Below are 14,423 nucleotides of genomic sequence, written 5' to 3'. Positions count from 1 at the left end.
TCAGAACAGCCCATTGATGGCACCCGCGGGCGAGAGGGCGCCGGAAGGGCGTCCGCCCGTCGCCGACACACCGCGGTCGATCCACTTGTACACGTTGAAGACCTGCTCGAACGTCGTCGGTGCTCCGCCGACGACATTCTGCAACGCCGTCGGCAACTGGCTGAACAGCTGGGTTCCCATGGCCTGCTTCGGCGCCGACCCGACAGCGTCCGTGAACGCGATCGTGAAGGAGCGCCCGGTACCGCCGACGAATCGGTCGAGCATCCCCTTCAACGAGAAAGGGCCGGTCATCTTGACGCCGGACACCCGACCGGCGAAAGCATCGAACTTCGGCAGCCAGTCGGCGCGCCATCCGCTGCGCGGGGCGAACTGGAGCCCCCGGAGGCCCTTGACCTGTTGGAACGGCTTCGCGATGCCTTTGCCGATCTCCCCGAGGAATTTCAACTGTCCGCCCTTCTTGAACAGCAGGCCGAGCTTGCCGATGGGGAGGATACCCACCACCGACCACAACAGGTCGCCGATGCCTTTGCGCCCGTCGAACATGAGAGCGACCGTGACGAGCAGCGACGCGACGGCGACGATCACGGCGAGCGCGGCAATGAAAGGGCCGCCGATGATCAGGCCGAGGACGGCGAGACCGAGTCCGACCCAGCTGAGCACTTCAGCGACGACGGCGAGGACGCCGGCGATGTTCTCCCAGGTGGAGTCCTCGCCGATCTTGTTGGCATCCTCGAGGTCGCTCACGGCCGTCTCGTAGGCGCCCTCCCACGTCTCGAAGACGCCGTCGTAGGCACGGAGGTTCTCGGCGTGCGTCTCCCTCGCCTGCGAGAGCGCGAGCGCCGCACTCGCAGCCGCCTGCTCGAGTCGGTCGCTCTGCTGCGCGCTCGCATCCTGCTCCTCGGGAGCGGGAGGGGCAGCGGCGACCTCGGTGCGGAAGCTGCTGAACGCGCCCTGTGCATCCGAAGCGTCACCTTGGGCCGACTGAACCGCACTCAAAGAGGTCTCGCAGTCCGAGACGATCGTGGCCATCTGCTGTTGCGCCGTCGACAGCGCGGTCGCGTAGCGACTGAGAACGGTCCCTGCCGGGCGATAGCGCTCGCCCGCCTCCTTGAGGTCCTTGTGCGAGTCGTCCACGACCTCGCGGATCTTGTCCATGGCATAGCCCTTGCCACGGATGCTGCCATCGCCGATCCCACGCAGTGTCGCCGCAGCGGACAACATGTCGTCAGCGAGATCGGAGATCTGCGTGGCTCTGGCGTCGATGTCGCCGGGGTTCCCGGCGATGACCTCGACCGTGCGCCCTCTGGTCGTCTGCATGTTGTTCTCCTAGACTGCCTGGGCAGCGCCGGGGCCCCGCCCCGCCGGCTGACTCGACGGGGAAGACGGCTCCATCTGGCTCGCGAGGTCGACGTCGGCCTGCTGCGTCTCGTCGATCGTTCCCTGCACGCGCTCGCTCACCGTGCGGAGCTTGCTGAGGAGTTTGTCCCGGCTGTCGTTCCAGCTGCCCTCGAAGGAGTGGCAGCGGTCGCGCAGTCGTCCATCGCCGGCGGGTCGACCGACCGCTTCTTGGACATCTCCCTGTCGCGCGCTGGCCGACTCGAACTCGGTGATGATCGAAGTGATCTGCTGTGACATCTCCTGCAGCTCGCTCATCGGAAGCAGCATCCCGTCATTGCCCGCCATCAGTGGTCCTCCCTCGCCGGATTCGACGATAGCGGTCACCATGCCGCTCAGGCGATGGGGAGAAGTCCCCACACTCGATCAGCGTCTTTTCTCCTGTGCGGTCTTGACGACGATCTGCATCGCATCGGCGCCCAAGGCCGTCAGCTGCGCCGCTCCGAGACCACGCTTCACGAAGCGCTTGGACTCCTTGCGGAACAACTCCCGGGGGTCACTGCCGAGCAGGGCGGCAGCCGCCTGCCAGCGGTCCAGAGAGACCCCGTCCAGCTCGCGGCGGTGGGCACGGCGGACCCGCGAAAGACGCCGGGCCGCCTGGCTCCGCTCGCGTGCGGCTTCGGCGAAGGGTTCATTCGAGCGCTTCTTGATCGCCGCCGCCTGGTTCTTCGCCGCGTCGCGGATGATCTCCGCCACCTCGACCGCGTAGCCCGGCAGGGGCCCGAGCACGCTCTTCTCCTCAGCGACCCAATCGGCCAGCGCGCGATCTCCACAGTCGAAGCAGAGCCTCGCAGGCGGCGTACCGGTGGCGAGGTAGCCGCAGTCGCAACGGCGGCCCGAGATGCGGGACCTGTCCGTCTGATTCACTCGGCCACCTTATGGGATCGGAGGGGCTCACTGCCACTTGGCGGGCCGACATCTCACACGGGCCGCCGTCGGGCGGGTGACGACGAAGAGGGCCGACCACCTGGTCGACCCTCTCCGTGAAACCGTGCCGTTCGTCAGCTGCCGGCGAGCTGCTGATCCAGATCCTGGATCGCGCGCATCATCCCCAGCAACGACTCCGACATGTCATTGATACCGTCGACCGCGGTCTTCAGACCCGTCGTCAACTCCGTGTACCCCTCACCGAACTTCCCCGACGCATGCTGCGTCTTGAAGTCCTCACCCAGAAGAGTGTCCACCTGACCCTTCAGCGTGTCCAACTGACCCTGAATGTCATCACGAGCCTGCGACAGCGACGACGCCACCTGCTCCATCTCCGCATAAGACGCACCGAAATCGGCCATCGTCCACACCTCCGCAAATCGAAAGAACCGGACCCCTCCGGCCCGAATACCACCACCCTACGCGGCCCCCACAAACACCGTCGATGGGGACAACTCCCCATCCAGGCGCACGATCAGTGCACCACTTCGATCGAGGTGAAGAGCGCCGAGATATCGTGTTGCGCCTCGTGGAGCGCACCGCCGTCATCGACGAACACATCGAGCATGAGCAGCATCCGCGCCGTCCGTCCGAGAAGGCGCCTCAGCGCGATGGTCGTGTCGTCGACCGGGACGAGCAGCACACAGTCCAGGGCCGTGTCGAACGCGGTTCCCTCGACCTCGGTGATGTTCTGGACCATTCCTCCCGCGCCGAGGAAGACGAAGGAATCGAGGGGCTGCTCGTGGAGCGACTCGTCGAGTTCGACGGCCGTCAGATGCGCGACCACGACCGATCCGCCGATCGAGGGGAGCCACCAGAAACGCTCCCGCACGCCGGGAAGCGGCGGCTCGGCGCGCACGAGAGTGAGCGCGCTCTCGGCGATCGCCGTGCGGACGGCCGCAGGCGCGTCGGCAACTGCTCTGTCATCTGCGACCTCGGCGGCCCAGGAGACGTCATCGACGAAGTCTTCCCACGGGAACTCGAGCGGAAGTGTCAGCCAGGCGGCTTGGTCTGGCAGCACCCGGTAGCCGGTCACGCACGCCACCGGAACGTCTCGACGACCGTGTCGCTGAGCTCGATCAGACCCTGCACCAGATCAGGTGCCGTGTCGTCGAGCGTGGTGATGGAGGTCGAGACGATCATGCCGCGACGGTCACGCGGGTTCGGAAGCGCGATGCCGTAGTCGATCTGCCGCCCGATCACCTCCGCGAGCTCGTCTGTGCCGCGGCGCTCGCTCTCGGTCCGCAGAATCCGACCGATCGACGTGTCGAAAGCTTCGACGGCCCCCTTCGCCATGTCGCGGAACGCCGAGTCGAAATCGGCTCCGGGACGAGCGACGTATTGGATCAGCGCGAATGACATCGGCAGAGGTGTCGAGTCGTCCCCCATCGCGTCCGGAAGGTAGACCGCACCGACACTCCGCGCCTGCATCTGCTTCCATTGCTGGCTGATCAGCATCCGCGCCTCGACATCGAGATCGGGGCGACCGAGCGCTCGAATCTGCGACGACATCCGCATGATCAGGGCTTTTCGCCCCTCATCATCGATGAAGTACCGTGTCCATCCCGGCGGGAACAGGATGCTGAATCCGCCGGGCTCGTCTTCGGCCATCAGCTTTCCTGACCCGGGGTCCATATCAGGCGTCCTTCACGCTGACGAGCACGGTCATCTCGGACGGCGAGGATCAGCGCTGCGACCATCAGAACCACAGTGGCGGCCCCGTCGAGACCGGCCGCTACCCACCGCAGCGTAGCCTCGGTCGCCCCTTCCGAAGGGAGCATCCACGCGAACATCGCCGAGGACGCGGTGGCCGCACCCGTCGCCGCGAACGCTCCGCCCACTCGACCGGAATCGTTCACACGCGCCGTAGCGAGAACAGCGGCGGCCAGGATGAGACCGATGACGGACACGACGAGAGATAGCAGCCCTGGAAAAGAGAACAGGGGGTAGTCGATGGCAACGCCCCACATCGGCGCACGACCGGCGGCGATCTGTCCTCCGGTGAGAAGCAAAGACCCAACCAGATAGACGATCAGCGCCGCCGCCTGCATCATCCGCAGCAGGAGATACATCGTCGTGATCCGCTTGTGCACGGAGGCCCGAGGGGAGGTCATGGGGTCACGCGTCTGCCGCTGAGGGCGGTGCCGCACGGAACCGGAACGAACGGAAGATCTCCTCCAGCTCCGGCTGGACGGCCTCCAGACGCACCGGATCCTCGTCGAGATAGTCGATCAAGAAGAGGAGGCCGTCGCGCACACCGATCGAGCGGACCGCTCCGATCGTCATGACCGGCGACCCTTCCCTCGTCACGTCCTCGATCTCCGCGCTCACGGCGACGTTCACCGCGACGTCGAAGGCGGTTCCTTCGACGTCGCTCCAGGTCTGCACGAACCCGCCGATGCCGAGCCGCGCGTACTGCAGCAGGTCTTCCGCCGTGGTCGCCCACGTCTCGTCGATGTACAGGTGGATGATGATCGGATAGCCGCCGACGTACTCCGTACGCCAGAAGCGCTCCTGCGCTCCGGGAATCGGCGGCGGCGCAGCCTGCAGCGTCAGCGCCTCCTGCGTCAGCGCGTCGGCGGTGGACTCCGCACCGGTCCCCGCGAGCAGGTCGGAGGCGAGCGTGGACGCCCACTCCTCGGCGGTGGCGAACTCGCTCCAGGGGAAGGTGAACGGGATCGGGATCCAGCGGCGCCCATCGAGGGTCATCTGGTACTGCAGTTCTACTGCCACCGGAAGGTCTCCAGGATCGAATCGGCGAGTTCGATAGCGGCATCCACGAGAAGGGTATCCGCATCGTCCGGATAGGGCAACGAGGCGGTGAAGACCAACCCACGACGGGAGTTCTCCTCCGGCAGCGCGAACCCGTACCCGACGGAGCGAACGGTGATCCCCTCGAGCTCACCCTCACCGGGCTTCGTCCACTCCCAGCGGAGAACTGGCCCGATCGCCGTGTCGAAGGTCACGATCTCGGCGGTCGTGAGCGTGTGGAGGCCGGCCGCGAAGGTGGAACCTGCGGGACCGATCTGCTGGCGGACGGCGATCGACAACGGGAGATGGGTCAGCCCTTCGACCTCCCGATCGGCGAGATAGATGCTGTGTGTCCGCGTCTGTTCCAGCCGACGCCACTGCGAGGTGGCCAGCATCCGCAGCCGCACGTCGAGCTCCGGTTGGCCCAGCTGCTTCATCCGCGAGGACACCTTGGCGATGTAGCGCTTGCGCCCGTCTTCATCGACGCGATACTGCGACCAGCCGGGGGGCATCATGATGCGGAAACCGCTGAGGGCGGTCATGCGCGAGCGCGTTCCCTGGAGCGGGCCGCCAGGATACCGAGCAACAGAACTGCGAGTGCCACGACGAAGAAGATCGCTGCGACCCATTGAGTTCCGATGAACGCGTCGCCCCAGCGCGTGGGGTTCTCCGGCACGACGCCCGCCAAAATCACGGACGAGACCGCGGACGCCGCGATCGGGCCGATCAGTCGCCGTACGCCCTCCTCGTTCGAGCGGCCGTTGGTCGCGGCTACGCCCACCGCCAGGAGAATCGACATTGCGCCGAGGATCACGAGAAGCGGCTTAGGTACCTCGAAGAGAGGATACGCAAAGACGACGCCCCACTTCGTGTCCATGGTCTCGCTGGCCTTACCCCCGGAGAAGATCAGCGAGCCGACGAGAAAAGCGACCAGTAGCGCGGGAGCCACTAGCACAACCACGCCCATCGACACGCGGAAAAACTTCGCGACCGCTGATCGTAGCGCATCTCTTCTTGCCACGTAGCTCAGCCTATCCTGACGTCCCGAAGACCCGGGATCTCTGGCTGCGCATCGAACAGGCCCAAACCATCCGAGAGAGAGACGCCACCCCACGCCACCACATTGAGGCTCTGCCGGATCCCGCCGGGAAGACTGGCCGCCGTGGACGAGATGAACTGCTGGACGCCCGGGCTGGTGGCGTACGGCGAGCTGCGCATGGTGTTCACGAAGGTCGAGACCTGGGCCGTCTGCGATCCCCCGAACCTGATCGCATCGAACGGGTTGGTGAGCATCCCCGGTTTCGGCAGCGCTCGCGCCGACTGCAGCGGCGCGAACAGCGATCGGAAGGGCGTCCCCCACGTCGTCGGCCTCAGGAAGGAGAAACGCGGGAGGGCATCTCGGATCGCCGCCGTGACGACACCGCGTCCGCCCTGAATGACGCTCGCCAGAGTGGGCACTCCCCGGGAGAGCACCTTGCCGAGGCCGAACGGCAGCAGCCCGACCGCGCTCCAGGCGACATCGCTCAACGTCGCTCTACCGAACGCGAACTTCAACGTGGTCAGCAGGAAGGACGCTGCTGCCAGGGTGAAGATGATCACCCCGAGCAGCCCGGTCAGCGGGGCGCCGATGACCAAAGCGATGATGCTGAGCACCACGAGGACGATCGCGATGACACCGAGCACCTGGTCGATGAACTCCCAGAAGCCGTCGTTGTTGCCGGCCGTCTCGATGGCTTTCTCGATACCGTCCACCGCGGCGTCGTAGGCGTCGGACCACTCGTCGAAGACGCTGTCGAACGCCGACCACATCTCGTTGCGCGCCGTCGTGGCGTTCGTCAGGGTCGCCCGTGCCGACGACGCCGCGGATTCGGCGTCGTCCAGCACATCCGTTGCCGCCGAGTCGGGTTCGGCTTCCGCGGCGCGCGATGTCGCCAGGCTCGCGGCGAGATCTGCGTCCTCCTTCTCGTCGAGCGCAGCCTGGTACGCCCGCTCCGCCGCCTCGACCTCGTCGATGTTGCTCGCGAGCCAGCCGTTGGCGACGCCCAGGGCCTCACCGTACGTCGTCAGCGTCTTGCCTGTGCCCGAGTAGCGGATGGCCGCTGCCGACAGATCGGTCGCGGTCTCGCTCGCCATCTCGGCGAGCTTGTCGGTGCCCTTGCTCTTGTGCACCGTCGAGTCGCCGATGCTCTTCAGCTGGGTCGCGGTCTCGTCCATCGTCGTGGCGAGCACCGTCAGCTGATTGCCGCGGGCGACGATGTCCGCCGCATTGCCTTCGAGGATCTGAAGTTCGTTGCCGGTGTTCGGGGACCGCATCAGACCGCCCTGCTCGCGCTGACCTGCTGCGTGCTCGTCGACCCTTCGAGCTCGCTCGCGGTCGACATGTCCCACTCAGACCAACCGTCGATGATCGACGTGAGCTGATCTTTGATGTTCGTGAGGTTCTCCTGCAGCTTGCCGCGCTTGTCGCGCCACGCCACCTCGAAGTCGACGACCTGGTTCAAAAGCTCCCCCCGGCCGACCGGGCGCTTGATCGCGTCCTCGAGGTCGTCGTTGGTGTTCGCTGCCTGATCGAACTCCCCGATCGCTGCTTCCAGCCCCAGCTTCGCATCCTTCAGCTGGGCGAGGTCGAGCATGATGTCCATCTGGCGTCCCCCCTCCGGTCTTTCCTGCACGGCGACGGCGGCCGTCCCGGCTCCGAAACCCTAACAAGGCCTCGTGCGTTCGGTCGATGGGGACAACTCCCCATCGACCGCCTACTCCTCGACCAGCGGCAGCTGCACCGTGACCTGGCGTCCGGCCTGCACGAAGATGCCTCGTCCTTCGGGGAAGTCGGTGCGCTTCACCTTCGGGAACGGCACCTTGAACACCGCATCGCCGTCGAAGGAGTCGGGCTTGAGGATGATGCCCTTACGCCCGGCTTTGAAGTCTCCGATGAACCCGAAGCCGCTCGTGACCTGCGTGACGTCGGCGTCGCCGATGAGCAGGTGGTCGCTGCGGTTGATCGCCTGGAAGAGGGCCTTCATCTCGCGCTCGGCCGGGCTGTCGGCGAACTGCGGCACGTCCTCGACCACGATCAGCACCCTCGTCGGGAGGGAGTCGTCGGCGATCAGCTCGGTGATCTCCTTGGCGAGCTCCTTCGCATCGTCCGGCGTCACGGCGCTGCGTGTCCAGCTCGCGTAGTCCTTGAGCTGGGCACGTCGGCCTCCGAAGTGGAACAGCACGGTCGCCGGGTCGAGTCGCCGCATCGAGGTGATGATCGACTTGAGGGCGTTGGTCTTGCCCGACGACGGCGGGCCGGCCACGACGAACGTGCCCACCGGGTCGAAGTCGCGCGCCGCCAGGGTGTCCTCCGCGACCCCGAGTGCCGGGAACTCGCCGAGGCGATCGGGCAGATCGCGCACAGACAGACGGGTGGGCAGCGCGCCGATCTCCGGCACCTCCCTCGCTCCGGCCGCACGGAGCCTCTCGGCGAGACCCTCGAGCAGCTTGGTCTGCTCGGCCACATTCGGAGTCCCGCCCAGCGTCGCGATCTGCGTCTCGCGGCCGTCGATGATGGCGCGTCCCGGGGCTGACCGCTCGTCCAGCACGTCTTTCGGCGCGTTCAGCATCGCGTATCCGGACTCATCCGAGAGACGCAGGACCACGCGCCGCGAGACGTTCGCGCTCACCGCCGTGGGGACAGAGCCCGAGCGGTCGGCGCTCGCGACGACGTGCACGCCGAGCGGGCGGCCCTCGCCGAGGATGCGCATGAAGATCTGATAGAAGGGCATCCGCGCCGTCGTCGACTCCCACTCTCCACGGAACTGCGGGAAGCCGTCGATGAGCAGGACGATGCGTGCCTCGTCCTGCCCGGTGAGCTCCCGGTACTCCGTGAGGCTGGAAGCGTTGGCGGCACTGAAACGCTTGCCACGGTCGTCGAGCACCGCGGCCAGCGAACGCAGCACCCGCTGCACGCGTTCGGAGTCGTCGCCCGAGATGATCGAGCCGACGTGCGGCAGCATCTCCAGGCTCTTGAGCGAACCGGACCCGAAGTCGAGCCCGTACACCTCGACGTTCGAACGAGCGGGATCGAAACCCGCGGCGATCGCGATCGTGCGCAGTACCGTCGACTTCCCCGAACCGCTCGTCCCGTAGACGAGCAGCGAGCCGTCCTTGTCGGGGTGGAAGTAGGCCGGCTCCTGGAGCTGCCGTTCCGGGACGTCCATCTTGCCGAGCAGCACCTGCCCGTCGCCGAGCACCGGGAGGTCGCGCAGGTCGACCGCGCCCTCGAGGTCGTCGAGCCACGGCCGTCGGGGGGCGGGGATGCGGGCCTCGCGCGCCGCATTCACGAGCGTCGCCACGATGCGCTTCTGGTCGTTGGGTCCAAGATCCTCGTCGTGCGAATCGGACTCCGGCGCCTGCTCGGCCTCCCAGGTCTGGATCGAGCCGAAGCGGAGTTCGGCGACCTTGACCTCGGCGACCTGAGCCTCGTCCGTGGTCCATCCGCCGGCGTACGCGGACTGGAACGGCACGAGTCGCCCCGGACCGGTCTTCGCGATACCGCGTCCCGGCAGCGAGGGCGGGAAGGTCGCCGCCACCGGGTCGTCGACGACGTCCTTCGAGTCGGACTCGTCGGCCATCCGCAACGCGACGCGCAGGTTCGTGTTCGCGCGGAGGTTGTCCTTGATGACACCGGCGGGCCGCTGCGTCGCCATGATCAGGTGGATGCCGAGGGAGCGTCCGCGCTGGGCGATGTCGACCACCCCGTCGACGAACTCCGGCACCTCTCCGGCGAGCGCCGCGAACTCATCGATCACGAGCACGAGCGCTGGCGGAGTCTCCGGGTCCCGCCGCTTCTCGAGTTCTAGCAGGTCCTTGGCCTTCTTGCGGTTGAAGAGGTGCTCGCGGTGGTGCAGCTCGGCGCGCAGGCTCGTGAGGGCGCGACGCACCAGGTGCGGGCTCAGGTCGGTGACGAGGCCGACGGTGTGTGGCAGGTCGACGCAGTCGGCGAAAGCCGAGCCGCCCTTGTAGTCGACGAACAGGAACGTGACGCGATCCGGGCTGTGGGCGGCCGCCATGCCGAGCACCCATGCCTGCAGGAACTCGCTCTTGCCGGCACCGGTCGTCCCGCCGACGAGGGCGTGCGGCCCCTGGGTGCGCAGGTCGAGGGTCATCGCGTCCGTCTGCGACTGTCCGATGATGGCGCGCAGGTTGCCGGCCTTCTTGAGCCGGGCCTGCGGAGCGCCGGAACGGTCGATGATGGTGTTGTTCTGCCGCCAGCGATCGATCACCGCGCTGGCATCCTCGGCGACCTCGGTGCCCACGAGCGAAAGGAAGCTGACCGAGTTCGGGATGTCGGAGGAGTCCTCGATCACCGTGCTGGAATCGACGACCGGCGCCAGGCGCTTGGCGAACATCGTCATGTAGGCGTGCGAGACACCCTCGACCTGCACCCCGCGGTAGTCCACGCCGCTGCGGACGGTGCCGACCACGGCATCGGAGAGCCCGGCGCTGACGTCGACGAACGTGCGGCACGCCGCGGGCAGTGCCTCGACGACCGGAGCGACGAACAAGGCGTAGACGCCGACGTCGGCGCCGCGCTCCAGGATCTGGGTCAGTCTGGCCCGATCGACGGGGGCGTCGTTCGTGATGATCACCAGGATGGCCGTCTGGCCGGGGAACGTCGCCTCCTCGGCCGCGCGCTTGACGTCGGTGCCGTACCGCATCGGATCCCAGTCGGCTCCGTACGGGGGCCGCGCAGACTTCGACTCCCGCGAGCGGCGCAGGACGATCTCCTCGAGACCGCTGAGCAGGGCCGTCCCGGTCGAGGCGGAATCCGCTAGTGGCATCTCCTTGAACGGGTTCCGCTCGCTGGAGGTGTGGGGGAGCCACTTGAGCCAGTCGAGCTCGTTCGCCCACCCCGGTTCGGTCAGCGCCACGGTGACGAGTTCGTTCGGGGAGTGCGTGCCGAACAGTTGGACGGCGATCCCCCGCAGCGCATCGCTGGCCAGCGACGTGGGACCGGCGACACCGACCGAGCCCACGCTCTGGAGCGATTCCAGGATCGGGACGTCGTCGATCATCCGGTACCGCTCCTCCAGGCGATCGACACGTTCGACGTATTCGACGAGCGCCTCCGGGGTCTCGGTGCGCTTGATGCGCGTGCGCGCTTCGGTCTCGCAGACCCCGAGACGCATCGCGAGGAAGTTCCAGTGCTCCGGTCGCCGGGTCCACAGCAGGGGACCGAGACGCATGGCCTCATCGAACACCACGGCGACGGCGGGGACCTCGTTCTGCCGTACCTCGCGCTCCTTCGGACGCGAGTGGTACAGCGTCTCCTCCAGCCGCTCGAACTGCTCCTCGAACGACTCGGCCTCCTTGCGCAGCCGCTGACCGATGTTGGTCTTCTGCGAGATGAAGTTGCCGAACATCATCATCGGCGACGCAGCCGCGATGAGCAGCGAAGCCGGACGCTGCGTGATGCTGAACATCGTCACGGCCAGGAGGATCGGCGCGACGAGCATGGGCCAGGGGAACAGCCGCGACGGCTGGTCGCGGGGATAGCGCGGCTCATCGAGATCCTCCCCGGTGTACCGCTCCTCGACACGGGGGCTGCGGTTGAACATGAGCGCTCCCCCGCGCTCGAGCACCGGGTCCCCCGTGGCTGAGCCGTCGAAGTCACTCACCATGTGCACGACGAACTCGCAGTCCCCGAGCACGAAGCTCTGCCCGGGGATCACACGGAGACGCTGCACGAGCCCGCCGTCGACGAGGATTCCGTTCGCCGAGTTCAAGTCGACCAGCTCGACGAACGTCGCGGCGACCTCGATCCTGGCGTGCCGCTTCGAGACGAGCGGATCAGCGATAGTGACGTCGTTCGCGGCGTCGCGTCCGATCAGGAAGTGACCGATCGGCAGCGGGAACTCCTGCCCGACCGCAGGGCCGGAGACCACCCGGAGGACGGCGGCGGGGCGCGCACCCACGGTGCCTGCGGCGGCACGGTTCGGGCCGACGTTGACCACCTCGGCGAGGAAGCCGGAGCCGAGCGGGGCGTCGCCGACGAGCAGGTCGGGATTGAGCATCGTGAGCTGCTCGCTGGTCGGAGGGGCGACGGAGAGCGTGAGCACGTCGGTCGGCGTCGCGACGATGCTGCGCGCCGGGTCGGTGGTGGCGATCTGGCGCGCGACATCGGCGATGGTCGCTGTCGAGTCCGCCATCACGACGACGTCGGTCAGGGGTGCTGCGGGTCGACGCAGGGTCAGCTTGACTCTCATCGCTCGTCCTCACCGCGCCGGGGGCGCATCTCACTTCTCCGGGTCATACCCACTCCACCTGCAGGAACCGATCGCCGAAGCGCACCGTGTCCCCGGTCCGCAGCTCGGCCGGGTGTCCGGCGGCCAGCGCGGTCTCGACACCGTCTCGGACGATCGCGCTGCCGTTGGTCGACGCGCGATCGACGATGAACACGCCCCGTCGAGCCGGCATCACCGCGATGTGCGTCTTGGACACCGAACGCGTGTCGTCGACGACCGGGACCAGGAGCGCTTCGCCCTCGCCGGCTGCCGCGCTCGGCGACCTCCCGAACAGCGTGGTGCCGCGCACCTCGACGCGCTCACCGGTGTCGAGCACGAGGATCGCCCGCACTCCGGCGGGAACCACCGGCACATCGGCGGGAACGGCGGCGGGAGCAGGGACCGGCGGCTCGGGGGCAGGAACCGGCTGTGCTGCGGGTGCGGGTGGCATCACGGGTGCGGGCGCGGGTGGGATCACGGGCGCGGGCGATGCCGCGGGAGCCGGCGCGGGAGCCGGGGGCGGGGTGACGGTGGCCAGGGAGGGCGGTGTCGACGACACGAGGGAGCCAGGAGCCGGAGTCTCCGGACGCTCAGGGGCAGGTCCCGCGGCGGACCGGTGCGCTCCGATGACGCCTCCCGAGAGGCGCGCGCTCGGGACGTACTCGGCCGGAGCATCCCGGTGCACCGGGGTGGCGAGCGACGGGAGGGGCGCCTTCTCCTCGTGCTCGGGCGTCTTCACACGCTTGCGCGCGATACGCATCCGCTTCTGGTCATAGGGATTCAGGCCGCCGCGCACGTCCACGAACCAGGTCGCGGCGGCGAGGTCGAGCCATCCGCGTCCTCGCCGCTCGATGTCGAAGAGCGGGGAGAGCATGATCACCAGTACCGGCCCGATGAGCGGAACGAGGAGCGAGGCGTACGCGACGAGGTAGCGCACGACCGCGCCGCGCCAGAAGCCGGGACGCTCGAGAGTCCGGACGTTCACGGAACGGATACCGCAGATCGCCTTGCCGAGCGTTACTCCCTTGCGGCCATGCAGGACGAGCTGGACGACGAGGTAGGCGATCATGAGCCCTTGGGACACCGCGGCGGCCACGATGAGCCACACCAGATCCTCCCGCGCGAAGAACTCCTCCGCGTCGAACCGTCCTGACGCCGCCTGCGCGAGCACCGGCGTCAGAGCGATGAGGGCCGGGAGGGCGATGACGACCGCCACCGTCCACTCGATCAGGGCAGCGAGCACACGCGCACCCCGTCCGGCGGGGCGCAGGCCGAGAGCCTCCGCGTACGCGGGGTCCGGGCGTCCGTGCGCGTCGAGTCCTTCGACCTCGGGCGCGCGGTCGTCGATCTCCCAGATCACTCCTGCTCTCCCTCGACGTCGTCGATGGAATGCTCGGTGTCGAGCAGCGGCAGGTCGCTCTTGCCGACCAGACGCGAGGCGATCACATGCTCGACCAGGCGTGCGCGCCTGTTGGTCGCGAAACTGCGTTGCCCGCCGCGCATGCCGGGCACACCGACCCGGTCGAACTTGTCGCAGACGTTGTCGAGCTTGCGGTTGAACCGGGTGACCGTCCAGCCCAGCCGCTCCGCCGCCTTCGCCGAGGTCGGGATCTCACTCATCCCGGTGCCGTCCCTGCGCAACTGGGGTTCGGCGAGCGCCAGGATGAGCAGCTTCTGGCTGAGGGTCAGCGGAACGTCGCCGATCGTGGACGCTCCGTCGTCGTCGTGCTCGCGCCTGGTCGCGCGAAACGTCGGCTCCGCTGCATGCAAGGTGAGCTCGTAGGTGGTCGGCCCCGCGCTGAAGACGATCGTCGTCTTCTCGAAGACGAGTGGGAGCCGAGCACCCGGCGCCAGCCACGCCTGCACGCCACCCGCCGAGTCGGTCACCGTCGCGGTGAGCCGGGTACCGACGTTCGACAGCCACCACAGCCCGTCGGAGTCGGTGATCTCCAGGAAGTGCCGATGCAGGAACAGATTGTCGTCGAGCTCGAGATCGCCCTCGCGTCCCACGATGAATCGATCGCCACGGCTCACGCGGAAGTACTCCCCCGCGAACTCGACGGTCACCCCTCCTGCACT

General features: G+C 67.6%; 15 protein-coding genes. All 15 read right to left on the bottom strand.

The annotated features are described in order from the left end of the window. The gene (locus FGL91_RS07410; protein WP_047524673.1) at window positions 1-1,317 is read right to left on the bottom strand and encodes a putative T7SS-secreted protein; all 1,317 of its coding nucleotides are present in this window, start codon (window positions 1,315-1,317) and stop codon (window positions 1-3) included. Between the two features lie 9 nt (window positions 1,318-1,326). After that, window positions 1,327-1,725, bottom strand: a complete 399-nt coding sequence (locus tag FGL91_RS07405) for a hypothetical protein (RefSeq protein WP_047524672.1) — start codon at window positions 1,723-1,725, stop codon at window positions 1,327-1,329. Window positions 1,726-1,761: 36 nt separating this feature from the next. Further along, window positions 1,762-2,124, bottom strand: a complete 363-nt coding sequence (locus FGL91_RS07400; RefSeq protein WP_153243505.1) for a hypothetical protein — start codon at window positions 2,122-2,124, stop codon at window positions 1,762-1,764. Between the two features lie 272 nt (window positions 2,125-2,396). Further along, complete coding sequence (locus FGL91_RS07395; protein ID WP_028501988.1) at window positions 2,397-2,684, bottom strand: WXG100 family type VII secretion target; 288 nt, start codon at window positions 2,682-2,684, stop codon at window positions 2,397-2,399. Between the two features lie 113 nt (window positions 2,685-2,797). Beyond that, window positions 2,798-3,358, bottom strand: a complete 561-nt coding sequence (locus FGL91_RS07390) for a hypothetical protein (RefSeq protein ID WP_153243504.1) — start codon at window positions 3,356-3,358, stop codon at window positions 2,798-2,800. Next, window positions 3,355-3,933 (bottom strand): hypothetical protein, encoded by a 579-nt coding sequence (locus FGL91_RS07385; RefSeq protein ID WP_153243503.1) that lies wholly within the window; start codon window positions 3,931-3,933, stop codon window positions 3,355-3,357. The genes FGL91_RS07390 and FGL91_RS07385 overlap by 4 nt, the downstream gene beginning before the upstream one ends. Then, window positions 3,933-4,436 carry a hypothetical protein gene (locus FGL91_RS07380; protein WP_153243502.1) on the bottom strand — a complete coding sequence of 168 codons (504 nt, stop codon included), beginning with the start codon at window positions 4,434-4,436 and terminating at the stop codon, window positions 3,933-3,935. Before FGL91_RS07380 ends, FGL91_RS07385 begins: the two co-directional genes overlap by 1 nt. Before the next feature lie 4 nt (window positions 4,437-4,440). Continuing rightward, window positions 4,441-5,055 carry a hypothetical protein gene (locus tag FGL91_RS07375; RefSeq protein WP_153243501.1) on the bottom strand — a complete coding sequence of 205 codons (615 nt, stop codon included), beginning with the start codon at window positions 5,053-5,055 and terminating at the stop codon, window positions 4,441-4,443. After that, window positions 5,046-5,615 carry a hypothetical protein gene (locus FGL91_RS07370; RefSeq protein WP_131492996.1) on the bottom strand — a complete coding sequence of 190 codons (570 nt, stop codon included), beginning with the start codon at window positions 5,613-5,615 and terminating at the stop codon, window positions 5,046-5,048. The genes FGL91_RS07375 and FGL91_RS07370 overlap by 10 nt, the downstream gene beginning before the upstream one ends. Continuing rightward, window positions 5,612-6,046, bottom strand: coding sequence for a hypothetical protein (locus tag FGL91_RS07365; RefSeq protein ID WP_131492998.1), 435 nt, complete (start codon window positions 6,044-6,046; stop codon window positions 5,612-5,614). Before FGL91_RS07365 ends, FGL91_RS07370 begins: the two co-directional genes overlap by 4 nt. Window positions 6,047-6,099: 53 nt before the next feature. Further along, a complete protein-coding gene (locus tag FGL91_RS07360; RefSeq protein ID WP_131493000.1) occupies window positions 6,100-7,386 on the bottom strand; it encodes a hypothetical protein in 1,287 nt (428 codons plus the stop codon). Further along, window positions 7,386-7,715, bottom strand: coding sequence for a hypothetical protein (locus FGL91_RS07355; protein ID WP_131493001.1), 330 nt, complete (start codon window positions 7,713-7,715; stop codon window positions 7,386-7,388). The genes FGL91_RS07360 and FGL91_RS07355 overlap by 1 nt, the downstream gene beginning before the upstream one ends. A gap of 111 nt (window positions 7,716-7,826) precedes the next feature. Beyond that, entirely contained in the window at window positions 7,827-12,326 is a 4,500-nt protein-coding gene (locus FGL91_RS07350; protein WP_131493003.1) for an FtsK/SpoIIIE domain-containing protein, read from the bottom strand. A gap of 43 nt (window positions 12,327-12,369) precedes the next feature. After that, complete coding sequence (locus tag FGL91_RS07345; protein WP_153243500.1) at window positions 12,370-13,704, bottom strand: RDD family protein; 1,335 nt, start codon at window positions 13,702-13,704, stop codon at window positions 12,370-12,372. Beyond that, entirely contained in the window at window positions 13,701-14,411 is a 711-nt protein-coding gene (locus FGL91_RS07340) for a hypothetical protein (RefSeq protein ID WP_231555032.1), read from the bottom strand. The genes FGL91_RS07345 and FGL91_RS07340 overlap by 4 nt, the downstream gene beginning before the upstream one ends. Between the last annotated feature and the right edge of the window lie 12 nt (window positions 14,412-14,423).

The organism is Microbacterium sp. CBA3102 (genome assembly GCF_007954505.1).
GTDB lineage: Bacteria > Actinomycetota > Actinomycetes > Actinomycetales > Microbacteriaceae > Microbacterium > Microbacterium aurugineum.
Note: the sequence above shows the minus strand (reverse complement) of the source record. Positions and strands in the feature narration are given on the sequence as shown.

Bases quoted from the DNA above. Each gene is read 5' to 3' on its own strand.
- FGL91_RS07355 (WP_131493001.1), bottom strand. From the start codon at position 7,715: ATGGACATCATGCTCGACCTCGCCCAGCTGAAGGATGCGAAGCTGGGG.
- FGL91_RS07395 (WP_028501988.1), bottom strand. From the start codon at position 2,684: ATGGCCGATTTCGGTGCGTCTTATGCGGAGATGGAGCAGGTGGCGTCG.
- FGL91_RS07350 (WP_131493003.1), bottom strand. From the start codon at position 12,326: ATGAGAGTCAAGCTGACCCTGCGTCGACCCGCAGCACCCCTGACCGAC.
- FGL91_RS07410 (WP_047524673.1), bottom strand. From the start codon at position 1,317: ATGCAGACGACCAGAGGGCGCACGGTCGAGGTCATCGCCGGGAACCCC.
- FGL91_RS07360 (WP_131493000.1), bottom strand. From the start codon at position 7,386: ATGCGGTCCCCGAACACCGGCAACGAACTTCAGATCCTCGAAGGCAAT.
- FGL91_RS07380 (WP_153243502.1), bottom strand. From the start codon at position 4,436: ATGACCTCCCCTCGGGCCTCCGTGCACAAGCGGATCACGACGATGTAT.
- FGL91_RS07385 (WP_153243503.1), bottom strand. From the start codon at position 3,933: ATGGCCGAAGACGAGCCCGGCGGATTCAGCATCCTGTTCCCGCCGGGA.
- FGL91_RS07370 (WP_131492996.1), bottom strand. From the start codon at position 5,615: ATGACCGCCCTCAGCGGTTTCCGCATCATGATGCCCCCCGGCTGGTCG.
- FGL91_RS07405 (WP_047524672.1), bottom strand. From the start codon at position 1,725: ATGGTGACCGCTATCGTCGAATCCGGCGAGGGAGGACCACTGATGGCG.